14 protein-coding genes and 1 tRNA gene are annotated in these 17,006 nt (G+C 38.5%); 5 read left to right on the top strand and 10 right to left on the bottom strand.

The window, feature by feature from the left end:
* Positions 1-61: 61 nt before the first annotated feature.
* The 5 genes from LVD47_RS19130 to LVD47_RS19110 form a co-directional block, all read right to left on the bottom strand.
* Positions 62-136: transfer RNA gene (locus LVD47_RS19130), tRNA-Pro, on the bottom strand.
* A 113-nt stretch (positions 137-249) separates the two neighbouring features.
* Positions 250-1,158, bottom strand: coding sequence for a metal ABC transporter permease (locus LVD47_RS19125; protein WP_236979765.1), 909 nt, complete (start codon positions 1,156-1,158; stop codon positions 250-252).
* A 1-nt stretch (position 1,159) separates the two neighbouring features.
* The gene (locus LVD47_RS19120) at positions 1,160-2,458 is read right to left on the bottom strand and encodes a metal ABC transporter permease (RefSeq protein ID WP_236979764.1); all 1,299 of its coding nucleotides are present in this window, start codon (positions 2,456-2,458) and stop codon (positions 1,160-1,162) included.
* 3 nt (positions 2,459-2,461) lie between these two features.
* Positions 2,462-3,268, bottom strand: a complete 807-nt coding sequence (locus LVD47_RS19115; protein ID WP_236979761.1) for a metal ABC transporter ATP-binding protein — start codon at positions 3,266-3,268, stop codon at positions 2,462-2,464.
* Complete coding sequence (locus LVD47_RS19110) at positions 3,268-4,203, bottom strand: metal ABC transporter solute-binding protein, Zn/Mn family (protein WP_236979759.1); 936 nt, start codon at positions 4,201-4,203, stop codon at positions 3,268-3,270. The genes LVD47_RS19115 and LVD47_RS19110 overlap by 1 nt, the downstream gene beginning before the upstream one ends.
* 284 nt (positions 4,204-4,487) lie before the next feature.
* Between LVD47_RS19110 and LVD47_RS19105 the strand changes: the two genes are divergently transcribed.
* Entirely contained in the window at positions 4,488-5,549 is a 1,062-nt protein-coding gene (locus LVD47_RS19105; RefSeq protein WP_236979757.1) for an agmatinase family protein, read from the top strand.
* 45 nt (positions 5,550-5,594) lie between these two features.
* Here LVD47_RS19105 and LVD47_RS19100 read toward each other — a convergent pair whose 3' ends face one another.
* Together LVD47_RS19100 and LVD47_RS19095 are read right to left on the bottom strand one after the other, a co-directional pair.
* Positions 5,595-5,774, bottom strand: coding sequence for a hypothetical protein (locus LVD47_RS19100; RefSeq protein WP_236979756.1), 180 nt, complete (start codon positions 5,772-5,774; stop codon positions 5,595-5,597).
* Positions 5,771-7,168: a purine-cytosine permease family protein gene (locus LVD47_RS19095; RefSeq protein ID WP_369427827.1), complete on the bottom strand. Its 1,398-nt coding sequence runs from the start codon at positions 7,166-7,168 to the stop codon at positions 5,771-5,773. Before LVD47_RS19095 ends, LVD47_RS19100 begins: the two co-directional genes overlap by 4 nt.
* A gap of 467 nt (positions 7,169-7,635) precedes the next feature.
* On the opposite strand from LVD47_RS19095, the gene LVD47_RS19090 reads away from it, so the two are divergent.
* Together LVD47_RS19090 and LVD47_RS19085 are read left to right on the top strand one after the other, a co-directional pair.
* Entirely contained in the window at positions 7,636-9,006 is a 1,371-nt protein-coding gene (locus LVD47_RS19090) for a bile acid:sodium symporter family protein (RefSeq protein WP_236979752.1), read from the top strand.
* Positions 9,003-9,989, top strand: a complete 987-nt coding sequence (locus tag LVD47_RS19085) for a 2-hydroxyacid dehydrogenase (RefSeq protein WP_236979750.1) — start codon at positions 9,003-9,005, stop codon at positions 9,987-9,989. The genes LVD47_RS19090 and LVD47_RS19085 overlap by 4 nt, the downstream gene beginning before the upstream one ends.
* Positions 9,990-10,275: 286 nt before the next feature.
* Here the strand turns inward: LVD47_RS19085 and LVD47_RS19080 are convergent, their stop codons facing one another.
* The 3 genes from LVD47_RS19080 to LVD47_RS19070 are packed head-to-tail and all read right to left on the bottom strand — an operon-like array spanning position 10,276 to position 14,696.
* Entirely contained in the window at positions 10,276-13,380 is a 3,105-nt protein-coding gene (locus LVD47_RS19080; RefSeq protein ID WP_236979748.1) for a CHAT domain-containing protein, read from the bottom strand.
* Position 13,381: 1 nt separating this feature from the next.
* The gene (locus LVD47_RS19075; protein ID WP_236979746.1) at positions 13,382-14,125 is read right to left on the bottom strand and encodes a hypothetical protein; all 744 of its coding nucleotides are present in this window, start codon (positions 14,123-14,125) and stop codon (positions 13,382-13,384) included.
* 4 nt (positions 14,126-14,129) lie between these two features.
* Positions 14,130-14,696, bottom strand: a complete 567-nt coding sequence (locus LVD47_RS19070; protein ID WP_236979745.1) for an RNA polymerase sigma factor — start codon at positions 14,694-14,696, stop codon at positions 14,130-14,132.
* Between the two features lie 326 nt (positions 14,697-15,022).
* On the opposite strand from LVD47_RS19070, the gene LVD47_RS19065 reads away from it, so the two are divergent.
* Positions 15,023-15,808 (top strand): outer membrane beta-barrel protein, encoded by a 786-nt coding sequence (locus LVD47_RS19065; protein ID WP_236979744.1) that lies wholly within the window; start codon positions 15,023-15,025, stop codon positions 15,806-15,808.
* Positions 15,809-16,093: 285 nt separating this feature from the next.
* On the top strand, positions 16,094-16,999 hold the full coding sequence (locus tag LVD47_RS19060) for a hypothetical protein (RefSeq protein ID WP_236979743.1): 906 nt from the start codon (positions 16,094-16,096) through the stop codon (positions 16,997-16,999).
* The last annotated feature ends 7 nt before the right edge of the window (positions 17,000-17,006 follow it).

Below are 17,006 nucleotides of genomic sequence, written 5' to 3'. Positions count from 1 at the left end.
ATGAAAATCCTTGATTTTCATAAGATTAGCTATATTTTGGTGTCTATTGACACCGTAATTGTCGGGGTGGCAAGATTCGAACTTGCGACCTCCGCGTCCCAAACGCGGCGCGATAACCGGGCTACGCTACACCCCGAATTATTTATTAAAAATTCGGATGCAAATATAATAATATCTCTTGTATTAAAAAATAATTCTGGTATTTCTCAAGGTAAAGATTAGAGAAACTTTCAAAAATCCCCCCATACATCATCGGATAATCTTATTCTCTTGTACCAACCAGCCCCCCACATTTTCATCACTCCTGGCAACCAGCAGTTTTTTAACCATTTGTTGCAAACACCAAATGACAAAAAATATAATTCCTGCTACACTAATCATCCCTCCTGCTATCGAACCATTGAAATAAATAGCCAGGCGATATCCAAGTAGCACCGAAAGAGTCGCAAACACCAATGTGAGTACGATTACCATCTTCAACTTGCTATTGATAAGATACGCTGTTGCCGGGGGTATGATCATAAACCCTACAACTAATATAGCACCGACTGCTTCAAATGCCATCACGGTCACCAGCGACACCATTGACATAAGTAAATAATGCCACCTTGATACAGAGATCCCCATGGATGCAGCATAATCTGGATTGAAAGTGGTTATTTGCCAGCCTCGAAATCCAAATAGAATCACCACAGAGATGAGAACAAAAACTGGAATTTGATTCCACATAGCCCGTGGCCCTAGGTACAAGTTACCATCTACAATAATTTTATCGAGATTCACATATGCGATATCCCCGTACAAAACACACTCCTGATCAAGGTCAATCCCCCCTTTTGTAAATACAGCAATGAGAATAACTCCGATAGCAAACAACCAGGTAAATGAAATACCTATCGAAGCGTCGTTTTGTAATCTCGCTTTTTTAGTAAGAAATTCAATCAGGACCGTAGTTATCAATCCCATAGCAGCAGCACCTATGAGCATAGGGAAAGATGCTCTCGTCCCCGCGATCAGATAAGCAATTACAATACCCGGCAATACACTATGGGAAATCGCATCTCCAACCATAGCCATTTTTCTAAGCATTAGAAAGACACCGAGAATCCCACAATTAAAAGCAACAAATAAAGCCGTAAATACAATACCAATATCCATGCTATTCAGGAATTTTACTTTGATGAGGATCCTTCTCAGGATAATCCAACTCTTTGATCAATATTTTCTCTAATTCCGGAGTGAGGATGTGCTCCATAGTCTCTGCATTCGGATGAATATGGTCTGCTGCTAAATTCATTTTTTCATACAAATACAACTCCCACAGCCTGTGCAGTCGGACAATTCTTTTGCTTTCAGCCCACCCTTGCTTCGTTAACCTGATTTTATCTCCATCGATTATAATAAAATGTTTTTTATCTAATGTCCGTATTCCTTTCTGGAACTTAATTCTATCAAAAAACCTGTGTTCAAAAAGAGTACTTTTCTTAATCCAATCATGAGAATTTGCGTCCCTGCCCTCCAAAATCTGAAAGAGTGATTTCAAGATGTTCTCGGAAAGCATTTTCCTGGAATTTGATTGCTGCAATTTGATACGAGATATCATACCGCTGCCCGGGGCAAAAAAAGCAGATCCGATGGCAAATACTGACAAAGAAGTAACAATCCATGGACCGGTAGGCATATCAGGAGCAGTATAAGAGACAAAAGCCCCAAACCACCCTGAAAAAGCGCCTATAGAAGCTGCAATCACTAAAAGTCTTGAAAGTTTGTATGTCCAGAATCTCGCTGCAGCGGCCGGAGAAATTAATAAAGCCGCCATAAGTATTACCCCCACTGCCTGTATACCTACTGCAATAGCCAATACAATAGCACTATTTAATAAAAATTCCAGAATCCGAACCGGAAGTCCTATTGATAATGCATAATCACGGTCGAATACCATTATTTTCAACGGTCGGTAAAAAGTGACTACAAAAAATATAATTAATAGAGCCACTCCACTAAATATATAGATATCAAATCGCTGGATTGCAGCCGCTTTACCTACCAGGAAATTATTGAGGCCACTTTGTGCCGCTTGTCCTCCATTTTGTATAATGGTCAAAAGAAAAATTCCTACACCAAAAAAGAAGGATAAAATTAAGGCTATTGCCGTATCATTTTTAAGCTTTGTCCTTCTGGATATCCACTCCACTAATAATGTTGCTATCCAACCCGAAACAAAACTGCCTAATAAAAGGAATATCGCATTTTTCTCCTGCATATACATAAAGGCCAGGCAAACTCCTGGTAAAGCAGAATGTGAAATCGCATCTCCTAATAGAGATGTCTTTTTGAGAAATGCGAATGTCCCTATTAGACCGGATGAAGCCCCAATCAATAGGGTACCCACCACAACATATACTATGTTGGGTTCCCTTAGCAATACAAAATCCAAAAAGTCATTTATGTCCCCCATTCCTTAAGACTTACTTCTTTTTTTAAACTCTTTTTCACGTATTGGAAATTCTCTTTTTTTCAATAAGTCCCCGACTTTCGTCAAGACATTCAACTGCCCTCCATATGCAGCTTTCAAATTATCATCAGTCAGGACAGAATTTACCGGGCCGTAATCAATTACGCGCGTATTAAGTAATAATACCTCATCAAAATATTCGCTTACCGTCTGCAAATCGTGATGGACTATAATCAATGTTTTCCCCAGATTTTTCATCGTGGTCATCAATTCCAGGATGGCAGATTCAGTTGCAGCATCAACGCCAACAAAGGGCTCATCCATAAAATATATATCCGCTTCCTGGGCCAAAGACCTGGCTAGAAAGACCCTCTGCTGCTGTCCTCCCGAAAGCTGGCCAATTTGTCGATTTATATAGGGCGTCATACCCACTTTCTCAATTGATTCCCGGACAATTTTGCGGTCATTAGTATTGGATCTGTGAAAAAGATTGTTCTTGCGAAATCGCCCCATCATGACCACATCATATACACTGGCGGGAAAATCCCAGTCTACTGATTCCCGCTGTGGCACATATGCAATCTGATCGCGCACCCTATTTATCTCTGCCCCAAAAACTTCAACATAACCACTGTCCGGCGTAATAACTCCCATTAAAGTTTTTATCAATGTTGTTTTCCCGGAGCCATTTGGCCCTATAATACCTATGATATTCCCTTCATTCATTTCAAAGTCCACTTCCCATAATACGGGCTGGCGATCATATGCTACTGTGATATTATGCGCTTCTACGGCTACCTTTCGTTCTTTCATTAATATACTGATTTTAAAGCCTTAACTATTGTATTTACATTATGCTTCACCATTCCTATATAGGTCCCTTCCGGGGTTCCTTCAGCCCCCATTGCATCACTGTATAAGGTCCCTCCAATTTCAAGATTATGGCCCTTCGATTTGCACCCTTCCTGTACCGCCTGCATTGATTTACCAGAGACAGAACTTTCAACAAAAACAGCAGGAATTTTTTCTTCCACTATAAAATTAACAAGTTCTGTAATATCTTTTAACCCAAATTCTGCTACTGTAGATATTCCCTGAAGCCCCATTACATCAATATTGTACGCATCACCAAAATACCGGAATGCATCGTGCGAAGTAATCATCACTCTATTTTCCGTGGGTATTTTTTCCAATTCATCTTTCACCCAATTATTCAGTTCTTCCAGGGAATAGACATATGCTTCTGTATTTGAAAGAACCTTTTCCCGGGATACCCCGTTTATCAGGGATAATTTACTCCCCAAATATCGAACTGCTTCTGCCCATAATTCGACATTAAACCAAATATGTGGATCATGTGCACCTGTATTAGCAACAGTTGCATTCAGTAATCTATGCTCATCCAAATTCTCTGATATCTCAATAATTATTTTCTCCCTCTTCAAACGATTAAATATATCCGCCATTTTGCCTTCCAGATGAAGACCATTGTGGATAATTACATCTGCATTCCCCAAAATGTTAACTACATCAGGTGATGGTTTGTATAAATGCGGGTCTACTCCCGGCCCCATCAGTGTAAATACCTCAATACTATCCGATAGTCCTTCTGTAAGGTTTTTTGTAGCGTCACCTATCATACCTGTGGTACACACTACCTTCAAATTGCCCGAATGTCCTGCATCTTCAATACGACATCCGGAAACGGCGCTAACTACCAGAAAAAGCCAAACGTATATTTTCCTCATTCACCTCAATTTTAATACTAATAATACAAAAATAGTTTTATATGTCTAATTCTAATAACAACTAAGTAAAACTTTTTGTTTTTTCACTAAATCATGATGTTTTGGATCACCCGGGGCCCTTAAACCTGGTGCGATTAATGGGGCGTCATCCATTTACAATTAATCGGCGGAATTATTCCTCTAAAACTTACGGATTCATCTTCAATAAAATAGGTTTATTGTCATTTACTTTATTGATTTTATATCTTTAGAATCCAAACTACTTTGCTAAATCAAGATGCTATATGAAAAAATATAAAAACTACGACCCCAATGGCCCAGGTTTAAAAAACAATAATTTTATAGGTTTACCATTCTCTAAAAAAGACTCAGAATTAATCATGTTTCCCGTTCCATGGGACGTTACCACTTCATATTCAGATGGCACCAGCTCCGGTCCAGAAAATATTCTCAATGCGTCTTACCAATTGGACTTACTCGATATTAATTTTCCAAATGCATGGCATAAAGGAATTTACTATGAGAAAAGTAATAAAACTATTATAACGAAAAATAATGCCCTTAGAAAAAAAGCTAAAAAGTATATTTCAGCCTTGGAGGCAGGACAAAGAATTGAAGAACATTCCGATCTTTTAAAAATTAGAAAAGTAATTAATAAAGAATCCGAAATGCTTCAGCAATGGGTCTATAAAAAGACTCAAAAATTACTGCAAAAAGATAAAAAAGTTCTTTTAATTGGTGGAGAACACAGTACTCCTTTGGGATATTTAAAAGCACTAAGCGGATTTCATTCCAATTTTGGAATTCTTCAAATTGACGCACATTGCGACCTGAGAAAATCGTATGAGGGATTAAAATATTCCCACGCTTCCATTATGTACAATGTAATAACTGAAATTCCTGAAGTTTCAAAACTTGTCCAGGTTGGGATCCGGGATCTCTGCCAGGAAGAAAGGGATTTTTCACAATCACAACCGGACAAAATTCACACTTATTTTGACCAAAAAATTTCTCTGGCTAAGTTTAAAGGTGAAAATTGGGACAGAATATGTAAATTTCTCATTGAAAAACTTCCCGATAAAGTATACATCAGCTTTGACATAGATGGGCTTAGTCCGGTTAATTGTCCAAATACTGGAACCCCTGTACCCGGAGGACTTTCTTTTAACGAGGCTGTATATTTGATCGAAAAAATCCATCAAAGTGGAAGATCTGTTATTGGAGCAGACTTGTGTGAAGTAGCTGGCATTCCACATGAATTCGATGGAAGTATAGGTGCCAGAATCGCGTACAAACTTGGATGTGTGCTATTAGAAGGTAATTCAACCTCTACAGAAAAACTATAAATCCACTACAAAATGACCTGATAACATAATACCAATCATTTGAATCTATTGGTTTTTCACAGAGATTCGAGCTGCAAACCAAACTACCATTCCTACTGCCATCAACGTTTTACAGGCAGATGAATCAATTCCGCCGGAAAAAAGCAAAAAGGAAGGAATAATGGTCAAACCCAATCCAATAAAAGCAATTATCCACATTATTATGTTCAAACTTCCGGATTTCATACTGTAGCAATTTTTTGTGATTGGTAATATTTTCCGAGTAAAACATACAAAATTGCTGCTATAAACCACCCCGGAAGCCCCAGAAAGAATATTTCTAATCCAAGAAATTTACTCATTAACCAACAGCATATTAATGTCAATACCCATGTCAATCCTGCAGCCCAATTAAAACGTATGCCAGAAAGCTTTGCATAATCTTCCTTGAGATTGAATTTTGGGAATAGATGAAAATCAATAAAAATAACCGCTCCCATCGGCATCAGTATAAGTCCATACAAAGCCACAAATTCCAGCAACTTCATCACCAATGCAGGAAAGCACGCAGCCAAAGTAGTTACAGCCCCGACAATAAAAGTAATTTTCCACGTCTTGAAATGTGGCAAAATTGATTGTACTGCCAGACCAGCACGATAAATAGTAGGATTAGCTGTAGTCCACCCAGCAACCATCACACATATGGCTCCAGCCACACCCGCTGCATAAAACGCAACAGGACCGGGTGCAAATTCAAGGCTATTCTGGCTTTTATATAAAAACACAGCATATAAAATACCCGAGGCCAGCCAGGCAATATAATGGCCTACATACATCCCCGCGGCAGAAGTAAAACCCGCTTTCCAACTGCGGGCATACCGTAAAATAGACATATCTGCCATTCCGATATGCATAGCCATATTACAGAACCAGGCAAAGAAAATTACATGCCATACCGTAAATTTGGATTGTCCTTCCAGGGGAATTCCCGTCCAAATCCTTTCCTGGGCTACGCCCCAAAAGTCCGACGCACTATTTACCCCCACTTCTGGCAAAACAGCGATGGCAGCACTTATAAATATTAATATCATCCAGGGTGCAGCGATATTGGCGAACCTGGATACCTGGTTATATCCTAACATAGCAATAACAGTCGTAATCATTCCAATAACCACTACAATGACAACCCACATAAAACTTGTTGGCAACCAATCTTCTAAGGTAGGCATAGGCAAATTAAAAGGGATACCCACAGCTGTAGCTGAAACAGCGATCATAGAGCCTGCCAAAAAACAAAACATCAGTGCATTGACCAGATTATATATTGTAGTTAGACGACTTCCACAGATTTTCTGCATTTTATAATATAGAGTTATTCTTTCCTTCACAGCGATAGGAGCGCAAATAAATGCCCAACTCAAAACGGCTAACAAATTACCTACTACCAGGCCAATTATCAAGTCCATGGCAGCTACCCCATGAGCAACAAATAAGGGCCCTATTACAAATTCTGTACCCGCTGTGTGCTCACCTGCGTACATTCCCAAAAAACTCCACCAACTCTTTTGGTTCTTCTCAGGTACGGGGACCTGCTCAAACTCCACTACCGTATTCAGCCTTTTCTTGAATTTACCTAACATTATATATGACAATACATTATATTCTAAAATAAAATTCCGACACAATGTACACAAAAGCAGTACATTTCCTTACCTAAACTTGCCTATATTCAGGAACTTATCTTTAATGATCATTGAAAATGTCGACAATATACATGAACCTGTCATGAAAAAACGAGCCAAGAACTAAATCCTTTTCACTGTTTACCATTCACCTCTTATTTGGGTCTTCCGGTTGCGAGTATATTCCAGTCGATTACCAGGAATCAAATTGCCAACCCAACCTCCAATTTTATTCCGATTCTTTACTTACCGCTTATTTCCAGTCATTCATCAGAATTTATGCTAATGAATTCCCTGACTAGAAAATAGAATCTCGCATTCCCAGGTATACCATCGTATCCGAAGAAACAAAAATTTAAGATCGACACCTGTTATAATTAAGTTTTTTATTTTTTAGTATGTTTGCAATGTAATTCCAAAATAAAATGAATATTCATTCTTTAATTTCAACAAAATCCGCCTTAATAGTTGGACTGCTGGGAGTAGTATATCTTTTATCATCCGTTTTTTCATCTATTCCTTATCGACCTGGGGTTATGATTTTAATGATTGCCGTATTGTTTTATGTACTGAGTCATAAGGTACTGCGTAGTTATACTTTTACTACAAGTGTACTTTGTTGTGTAGGAATTGCCCTTTTGTATCCCGGCTGGTTAATTCGGTGGGGCAATTTTGAACTATCTGTTTTGATCGTTCCTTTAACTCAGCTAATAATGTTTGGCATGGGTACTACTTTGAGCGTATCCGATTTTTCAAAGATATTAGCAGCTCCATGGGCTGTGCTTGTAGGCGTACTGTTACAATTTGGGATTATGCCGGTAGTAGGCTACTTTATAGCAACAGGTTTGGGACTGGAAGGAGATTTGGCAGCGGGAATTGTATTAATTGGTTCTGTTTCCGGGGGTGTGGCATCTAACCTTATGGCTTTTATAGCAAAAGCTAATGTGGCGTTATCAGTAACCATGACAATTGTATCGACTTTTGTGGCCCCGATCATGACCCCTTTACTAATGAGTTATTTTGCCGGAAAATTTATTCCCATTGACACTCTGGCCATGGCGATAGGGGTAATGAATATTATTGTAGTTCCTGTTATGGCCGGTATATTATGTAATTCCATTTTATATAGTCAGGACAAAAGGGTCAATAAGATTCGTCCTCTTGCAATGATGATCTTCATTTCAATTATAGCTATTTTTGTTTTTTACTTTGTTCCAGAAGACTTTCTCGGCATGTTATCACCGCTTAGAAATGGAATCATCCTTGGACTAATATTAATTGCACTTGTAGCTTTAGCCAAAATCATCCTCAATATAATCATGGGGAAAAACAACAACTGGATGGACCGAGTCCTTCCATTAATTTCTATGGCAGGTATTTGCCTCATCCTGGCTGTTATTATTGCCCAAACACATGATGTATTGATCCAGGTAGGAGGCATCCTGGTTATCGCAGCGGTTCTTCACAATACCATAGGGTATATTTTGGGATATTGGGGTGCCAGGGGATTTGGTAGCCTGATAGGCCGCTTGAAATATAGACTCGGATATTCCCAAACAAATACCTCGGTAATTCATGAGTCCGACTGCCGAACGGTGGCATTCGAAGTAGGGATGCAAAACGGAGGAATGGCAACTGGGTTGGCCATGGATGTTTTGAAAAGTCATATCGCTGCTCTACCGCCCAATCTATTCGGAACCTGGATGAATATATCAGGATCGGTATTGGCGAATTATTGGCATGGAAAAACCCCAACAGCACAATTAAATCATACCAAATCCAAAGATGTCGAATGAGTGAAAAACCCGTAGTCTTAATTTCAGAAAGTATATATGATAAAGGAAAAAGTATCTTTGATTCTGCAGACCGAATACAAATAAAAAGAGTCCCTCCTGACGAAAAATCCCTTTCTTCAAAATTAAAATCTACCCAGGCGGTCGCTGCTGTGCTTGGCGTTGAAAAATACATAGACACACTGTACCAATCAATGCCTAACAATGGGTTGATAGCAAGATTTGGTGTAGGTTATGATGGAATTGACTTACATCAAATAAAATCAAATAACCTTGTATTAACCAATACTCCGGAAGTCCTGGATACCACTGTAGCCGAATTGACAGTTTTTATGGCAGCAGAATTGTTGAGAAAATCAGGAAAATATACTGCCCGGATGAAATCCGGAATTTGGAATTCAACGCCTGGGATGGATTTATCAGGCAAGACGTGGGGAATAATCGGTCTCGGAAATATTGGTTTACAGCTCAGCAAGATTCTCCACTTTGGTTTTGGAGTCCGGGTAATCGGCCTTAAAAGGGATCTTTCAAATGCAGAAGAATTAAAGGAAACATACGGAACGAGTCAGATATTTTCAGATTTCGATGAACTAGCAAAACAGGCTGACATATTATCCCTTCACTTACCAGCCAATCAACACACACATCATTTTATTAATAATGAGAAATTGGCCAAAATGAAAACTGATAGTTTTCTCGTCAATACAGGAAGAGGCAGCCTTGTAGATGAAATCGCCCTATATAATGTACTCCATCAAGGCAAACTGGGAGGAGCTGCATTAGATGTTTATGAAAATGAGCCGTATATACCTATGCATCCTGAAAAAGACTTCAGGAATCTTGACAATGTAGTTCTTACCCCACACATCGGCAGTTACACGCATGAGTGCACCGATAGAATGGCAAAAAGAGTATTACAGAATATATATTGCTTTTTAGATGGTAAATATGAAGAAATGGATCTAGTAGTGAATAATTCTATCTAACAAAAACACACCACGCTTCTCTTTATCCCGCAGTTAATGCCCCAAAAGGGATCACTATGTGACGGGACTTACCTGACGGTTTTTCCTTAAATTATCAAGAGCGGACTCTCCGAGGAGTCCTTTGCGACCTGACAAGAACCTTAATTTTGTTCGCTCTTTTAGTCTTATGCCATTCCAATGGATTCCTTGGGAAGGGCATCCCAATGGGGCCATATTTTTTTATTTGTATTCAATTTCGGGCTAAAAAAGTCAGATTATATTTGTGGATCTTTTATATGAAATGCAGTTAAGTTTTAGAAGCATTTGAAATGATAAACTTTCTAAAAAAGACTATTAATAAAACCACACAAGCTCCTATGCACCACCAAATCCACTGATTTCTACTGGCAAATTGTATAGGCGAATCATCACCCATAATTACTAATCCCGCCCAATAATACGGTGCTTTCATTTCATTGGGTGATGCTGCCAGGAAGTCCAGTTTAGCTTTTCTTAAAGCGCTCGACTTTGACTCTCCTTGTATCAAATACGAATAGAACTTATCTATGATCTCAGCAGAACTTTGCTCATCAATTTTCCAAAGTGACATCAATACAGAAGGACAACCGGCATGTGTAAACGCATGCGCCAGTGAAACCACCCCTTCACCGGAGGTATAATCACCTATTCCCGTTTCACATGCAGATAATACAGCCAAATTAGCATCCAGGTTCTGACCAAATATTTCGTAGGTATGTAGATAACCATCCTCCAAAGAATCTTTGGCAAAAATCAATTTGGAAAAAAGGGGTGAATGATCGTCAATAATTCCATGGGTCCCGAGGTGGATGATCTTAAATCCTCCGGTATGGGACTTAAAGGATAGTTCATGGGCATTGGAAGTAGTTAAACTTTGTGATTCGTTTATTCTATTTAGACTCTCTGCCAATTTCAACAAAAAAGGTTGCTGAAGAAAATATAACCAGGCGGAATCAACATTGCCACCAGGAAGGGATTGTAAATACGTATCCTTTAGATCTTCGGTAAATCCCGGTGTTAAAGCAATTATGTTTCTTGTATTATTTTTCTGTTCTGCCAATTGCGATTGATAATTATAAACGGCAGAAGAATACGCATACCGAAAATTCTTTGTAGCCAGAAGATATTGCTCCGTTTCATCTACCAGTTGTTCAAAATTAAAATGGAATAACTTCCAATCAGGTACAATAAAAAACGAAGTATAATGTCGGACTTTTTCTGGAATCAAAAGCAGATATAATTGCTGTAAGGCCTCTCGATTCAAACCATTTTTACACGCATATAATAATGAATCCACGTCTACTAAATCAATCTTATTAACAACACTGAAATTCCTACTCATCCCCATAATATACATCACAGAATCCAAAGCGGTATACTCTAATAACATCTCTCCTTTTTCCAGTGTATTCAATATATCTTCTATTTCAATATCCGGAAAACCATAGGTCTTATTGTATAGTATTCGGTTGGATCTATACAGTGAATCCTTGTAACTATTAAACTCTTCAAGAACCCGGCCTGCTTCGACAAATACAGATTGAGAATTATCCTCAATTGACCGGGCAATAAGTTCGTTTACTTTTGTCTGTAAATCCTTTGCTTTACTATCTGCTTGTATTAATTGGCTCTGCAAAATGATCCGGGTAAGAAATGATTTAATTTTTTCGGAATAAATTATTGCTTGCTCAGGATCTTCTTCCGAAAATAGTTCTATCCCCGGTTGATAAATTTCTTTGATAATTTCTGCATTATTACTTATCGTAGAATTACTTCGTATAATGGACAGATGTTGATTGTAATAAGATTCAAAATCATGTATAAACCGGACATATCGATCCTTTGAGAACCTATTATCTATGACTCCCTGTCTGAGATAATGTGCCCAGTTATTGGCAAAAATCAAAAGATCATAGGATGGAAGACAAAATCGAATGTTCAATTCGTTATTTCCATTATTTCGTCGACGCAATATTTCCTTTCCAAGTTCTTCTACATTATCAAAGTTACCCAACGTCATTTGAATTTCCATTATATCGTTCAAGGTCTCAATAGCGGAAGAAGTGGAGGTAGTAAAAATGGAATCATTAATAACCAAATTTTGCCTTAACCAGCTTAAGGCCTTTTCAAAATCTTTATTCCTTCTGTGTAACTGGGCTAATCTAACGGTTATATTCAATCCCTCATGTGAATACAACAGGCCTCGAGATTTGTAATAATCGTATAGCGCATTTGAAAGGATCTGACTTTTATCCATTTGTCCTGTCAACAAGTAATAACGAAGGTCATACGTCTCAGTATACATAATCATTTCATTCTCCAATCCGGGATTCATTAGTAAAACCGAATCAACTCTTTCTAACCAAATTTTCGCACTATTAAGCTGTCCTGTTTGCATTTTAATATCGGACAAAATAAGATAGAATTCCATCATAAACCGGTTGTATCTACCATATTCATTCTCCAATAGGCTAATGGCCTTTTCATAGTACTCGGTGGCCAGTTGGTACTCTCCCAGTTCATAATAAACCATCCCTTTATTAGCTATAGCAACAGACAGATAACGAGTATTCCCATATTTTAAATAGTTTTGATAAAACACATCCTCCGCCCGGTTTAAATACTTTAATGCCTGGTCCATCTCTTTCAAATCAAAAAAATAATCAGACATGCCTGTATAAGCAAACCCCAAATTACTGTGGTCAGGAGGGTAAAAGTATTTAACACATTCCAGCCACTTCTCTTTATAATACAATGCGCTATCTGATACTGAAAGATATGAATATATATTCCCCAGCGTCCCAAAATTTCCTATCAACAATGCTGTATCTGGAGGATTTTTTGCCAGAATCTCTTTTTTTACCTGTTTTGCCAATTCAAGGGCTTCCTGAAATTTCCGTTGATCCAACAACACCCATGACTGAAGATCCAACGCCCTTATTTTAATCCCGGTAGTATCACGGGTTTTGGTAGCTAATTCAACTACATCCTCAAAATATTTTATAGCTTCATCATATCGGCTCATGCGGCTAAAACAATCCCCTTTATTCAATTTTACCATAATATATTCCCGATCCGTAGGTTGCAAATGCTTCTCTGCCAGTTCTTCTGCGGTAGTAAAAGCCTCCAGGGCTTCGGGCAATGGTTTTATGGTCGAATATATAACCGCTTTTAACCGTTTAACAGCCACTAAACTGTCCCATTGTTTATGGGACTCATATTCAGGCTCGTATTCCTCAATTAACAAAAGAGCAGAATCTCTGTTATTATTCTTATAATAATCGGTAATTCTTTCTACCGGATTTTGGGCAAAAAGCACCCCTCCACCTATCATTAAATAAGTGGTCAAAACGAGAATCTTTGCTATTTTCATGCTATTGTTTTTTGGACAAATATTCCCGGACGTTTTGATATCCTTCAAAAGTATCAGGTACTTCCGTTAGCAATGTTAACGCCGCTTCATATTCCTTTTGATACAATAAAATATATACTCTGTACCAGTTGGATTTGTCGTAAAAAATACTTTCCTCCGGAATCTTTTCCAACTGCACCCGGGCTTCATCCCAGTCGCCCATATTGAGCAAGGCCATTCCCGAATAATAATCCAGGGTATCCCGGCCAACATCTGAAGTATTCTGCCATTTTTCCAAAGCCGTTTCAAATTTTCCAGCTTTGTAATCAACCATGGCATCATAAAATAAATACCGGTCTGTTTCACTCATTACTGTAGGCAATCCCGGATCTTTATAAAATATTTCCTGAAAATCAATTCCGGGCGAATACATTTTTTGTACGATAAAATACAATGCAAATCCAAAAATCAACATACTGGCTGCCACTGAAATCATTCGCATGGAAATAATTCTTCCTTTCTTTGATGGTTCAGCAGCTCCTGTTACCCCCTTTCCCTTTTCACCATCTTCATAGGGAACTTCAAAATCTCCTAATGTATCTTTGAGAGCAGAATATTCGATTGCCATCAAGGCATCCTCCATCTCCCGCTTTTCAGCAGATAATTCCGGTTCTTTATTCAACCTGATTTCAAATGAGGATACTTCTTCAGGGTTCATTCGACCTAAGAGATATTTCTCCAATAATTCAAAGTCTTTCTGATCCATGGTTTTAATTTTTATGAGTTGCGAGTTCCTTCAATTTTTTCATGCAACGGTATTTTTGGTTCTTGGCTGAATTGGTTTCGAGTTCCATAGCAAGTCCAATTTCTTCAATCGACAATTTTTTCCAATAAAAAAGATGTAATATTCTCTTACACCGTTCCCCAAGGTGCCCCAATAACTTATGAAGGTGTTTAATTCGTTGTTCTGCTTCTGACTCCCCGGACCATTCCTCAACATCTGCAATATCTTTTATTTCCTCATCTGACTTCTTTTTCACATAGGAGCTTTTATTCAAATCATACCATTTGAACTTACAGATTTGTATTAAATAGGTAGAAAACTTGGCATTTTGAGAAGAGCTGTATTTTCCTGTCCGGATATTTAAATAGGCCGCCAGGACGCCTTCCTGAAATATATCTTTGGCATCTGCCAGCTTACCACCTGAATCAAGTATTAATTTGTATACCATAGGTCCTACTTTTTCGTACAAATATTGGATTACCTGTGAATTCTGCACTTTCAAACCTTCAACCAGCTCTTCATTATTATAATCGCGGGTACTGCCTGATTTCATAATTGTCTATTTGCCAATAAAAATAGCAATTTAACACTACTCTCTACATTCAGAACTCCAGTTTTCAAAATTTAAAAATTCTGCTTTTCAGTAGTTTATAGAATAACCGGCTAAAAAGTCATCATAAATATTCAATAAATATTCTTTACAAAAATATACACACAATAAATAATTGACTACCAACTGATTATAAAATAATTCATTTTTTTTATAAAAAAGATGATGACTTTAGGAAGGCCCATTCCATATACGACCGAAAGCGCTTTTACAAATTTATTAATCAACAATTATGTGTAATTAATTTCTAAACTTAAAAATGTAAAATCATGAAGCAGATCATAAGATTTATCATCACAGGTACTTTATTTATTTTTCTTTCATCCGCATTTTCACAGACCTCGCTTGTTGTAGGTGCTAGCGGAGGTGCAAACTTAGCCAAACAAAAATTAGCCGGTGACATGCCATTCCCCGGAAGGGATTTTGACGGAAATATCTCCAGAACCTTACAATATCAGGGGGGAATTGACCTCGGCATCCAATTTGGGAACCTTGCCATACTCACCGGGGCACGTTATAATCAAAGAGGCAATAAACTTACAGAGAACCGGGACGATCCGAATAGCAAATACTGGGTATTACCTGATGGATCTACCGATGTAGGAGAACTGACAGTCAAAACCAAATACAATTTCATCAGTATTCCTTTAATGGCCCGCTATAAACTGGGACAAGGTGCTTTCAAATTTAGTATAGCATTAGGCCCTCAGTTCAACCTCGGAGCAGGAAAAGTAACCGAGACGGACGAATTCCAACTGTTGAATAAAGGAGAAATAATCAATGAGTACACTTATGAATATGGAAATGCAGGTGACAACTTACTTAAGAAATCAAATGTCAGCTTCGTCTTTATGCCTGGAATAGCTATTGATGTTAGTCCGAAAGGAAGTTTCAAGGTCAATATGATCCTGGAAAGCAGTGGGGACATGCTCAATAAAAGTTACCTGGTGAATGGCGGGGAACGCAAAGTCCAGGGCAGTATAAAAAGCAGGACATTTGCATTGGAAATTGGTTACGAACACCGCCTTGATTTTAATGTAGGCGTAAAATATTGATCCCATGAAACGCTGCAAAAATTGTCACACAATTCACGAAGACGAGGTGCTGGAATGTAATCATTGCAACATGAAAGGCCAACTAATACCATATACTCCTGCGAAGGTTCAAACTAAAAACAACGTAAAAACCCTTTACAGGACCTGCCGGAACTGTGGAACAGTTGACCCCGGGAATGGCCACAAATGCATCAGGTGTAACTTTCCACTGCCGCAAATCGGAATTGAAAATACACCGCAAGCCACAGAAACGAAAATTCGCAAACAACAACAAAACTAAAAGTGATGAAACGCCAAAATATAGAACTGTTCAATATCTCCTTTTTGGATTTGTTGTCAGGAGCCCTGGGAGCAGTAATCTTCCTCTTCATAGTGGTTCCAAAAGGTGAAGGAGAAGCACCTGCAGTGCAACCCCAACTATCAGTAATGTACGATACCGTTCAACAACAATTTTTTGGTGAAATCCCCGACAGCCTGTTAGATAAAATTGTCGGGGACTCCCTACTGGCGGTGGTGGTGGACTATAAGAAAATGCCGAGTATTGAAAATTGTCCTCCACCCAAAAAATGCCCCGAATGTCCTGAGATACCCAAACAAAATGATCTGGTGACAAATAGCAAAACTTCGGAAAGAACTGTTGAAAAAGCGGTGAAAAAAATTCCCGCCCCTGAAATACCAACACCCGAATTAAGCAAAAATACAGCAGAACCCGAAAAACCAACACCACGAACTTCAAGGTATGACGGTCCATTACCATCAGTTCCTTGCAGTTTTTCAATCGAACTCAAATGGGAGGATGAAAAAGACAACGTAGACCTCTACGTATGCAAAGATGGTGATTGTGTTTTCGGAGCAAGGCGGTACAGAGACTTCATCGGGTTTTGGGACAGTGGAAAATCAAGAACAAGTATTTTCGGAGGTGATTTGAGAACATCTCAGGAAGCCGTCCGACAATTCGATGGTATCATTCCCGGTGAGTATACTATTCTTGCCCAATACAAAGAATCACCTGAACCCAAGGATCGGCTGTCAATCAATGGACTTGTTTATACCAATTCAGCTGAATCCGGGGAGCAAGGGGAAAAATTTACCATTTCCCTGCCTTTGAGCGAACGAGAAAGAACACGTGTAGGCGTAATGAATGTCAATGCCGACGGAAGTTTCCATTTTCAATTATCAGTAAATCCATAAAAATTAA

The organism is Membranihabitans maritimus (assembly GCF_021729145.1).
Taxonomy (GTDB): domain Bacteria; phylum Bacteroidota; class Bacteroidia; order Chitinophagales; family Saprospiraceae; genus Membranihabitans; species Membranihabitans maritimus.
Note: the sequence above shows the minus strand (reverse complement) of the source record. Positions and strands in the feature narration are given on the sequence as shown.

Bases quoted from the DNA above. Each gene is read 5' to 3' on its own strand.
- LVD47_RS19100 (WP_236979756.1), bottom strand. From the start codon at position 5,774: ATGAAATCCGGAAGTTTGAACATAATAATGTGGATAATTGCTTTTATT.
- LVD47_RS19115 (WP_236979761.1), bottom strand. From the start codon at position 3,268: ATGAAAGAACGAAAGGTAGCCGTAGAAGCGCATAATATCACAGTAGCA.
- LVD47_RS19105 (WP_236979757.1), top strand. From the start codon at position 4,488: ATGAAAAAATATAAAAACTACGACCCCAATGGCCCAGGTTTAAAAAAC.
- LVD47_RS19120 (WP_236979764.1), bottom strand. From the start codon at position 2,458: ATGGGGGACATAAATGACTTTTTGGATTTTGTATTGCTAAGGGAACCC.
- LVD47_RS19110 (WP_236979759.1), bottom strand. From the start codon at position 4,203: ATGAGGAAAATATACGTTTGGCTTTTTCTGGTAGTTAGCGCCGTTTCC.
- LVD47_RS19085 (WP_236979750.1), top strand. From the start codon at position 9,003: ATGAGTGAAAAACCCGTAGTCTTAATTTCAGAAAGTATATATGATAAA.
- LVD47_RS19060 (WP_236979743.1), top strand. From the start codon at position 16,094: ATGAAACGCCAAAATATAGAACTGTTCAATATCTCCTTTTTGGATTTG.
- LVD47_RS19125 (WP_236979765.1), bottom strand. From the start codon at position 1,158: ATGGATATTGGTATTGTATTTACGGCTTTATTTGTTGCTTTTAATTGT.
- LVD47_RS19065 (WP_236979744.1), top strand. From the start codon at position 15,023: ATGAAGCAGATCATAAGATTTATCATCACAGGTACTTTATTTATTTTT.
- LVD47_RS19080 (WP_236979748.1), bottom strand. From the start codon at position 13,380: ATGAAAATAGCAAAGATTCTCGTTTTGACCACTTATTTAATGATAGGT.
- LVD47_RS19075 (WP_236979746.1), bottom strand. From the start codon at position 14,125: ATGGATCAGAAAGACTTTGAATTATTGGAGAAATATCTCTTAGGTCGA.
- LVD47_RS19090 (WP_236979752.1), top strand. From the start codon at position 7,636: ATGAATATTCATTCTTTAATTTCAACAAAATCCGCCTTAATAGTTGGA.
- LVD47_RS19095 (WP_369427827.1), bottom strand. From the start codon at position 7,168: ATGTTAGGTAAATTCAAGAAAAGGCTGAATACGGTAGTGGAGTTTGAG.
- LVD47_RS19070 (WP_236979745.1), bottom strand. From the start codon at position 14,696: ATGAAATCAGGCAGTACCCGCGATTATAATAATGAAGAGCTGGTTGAA.